A 511-nucleotide genomic window follows, 5' to 3' on the forward strand; every position below is an offset into this window, starting at 1 on the left:
CGACACGGCCGCCAAGCAGCCGGAGCACGGCCTCGGAGGTCCGCTCGCGCAGGTCGCCGGTGCTGATGACCTTCTCGCGGTTGCGGCGGCCGAGCTGGTTGGCCGCCTCGATCAGCACCGAAAAGCCGATCGCGGCATAGAGATAGCCCTTCGGAATGTGGAAGCCGAAGCCTTCGACCACCAGGCTGAAGCCGATCATCAGAAGGAAGCCGAGACAGAGGATGACCACGGTCGGGTGCCGCGACACGAACGCCATCAGTGGCCTGGAGGCGGCGATCATGACGGCCATGGCCACGCAGACGGCTGTGATCATCACCCACAGTTCGTCAACCATGCCGACGGCAGTGATGACGCTGTCCAGCGAAAACACCGCGTCGAGCACGACGATCTGGACGATGACTTGCCAGAAGACGGCCTGGACGATCCTGCCTTGTTTTGGCCTGTGGTCACCCTCCAGGCGCTCGTGCAGTTCCAGCGTGCCCTTGGCGATCAGGAAGACGCCGCCGAGAAT

General features: G+C 63.8%; 1 protein-coding gene. It reads right to left on the reverse strand.

What is annotated here, in order from left to right; all coding sequences use genetic code 11:
• Positions 1-511 (reverse strand): TerC family protein (locus DC522_RS34155; protein WP_133239477.1); only part of this gene is annotated, 511 nt, incomplete at both ends.

The organism is Microvirga sp. KLBC 81, assembly GCF_003075415.1.
Classification (GTDB): domain Bacteria; phylum Pseudomonadota; class Alphaproteobacteria; order Rhizobiales; family Beijerinckiaceae; genus Microvirga.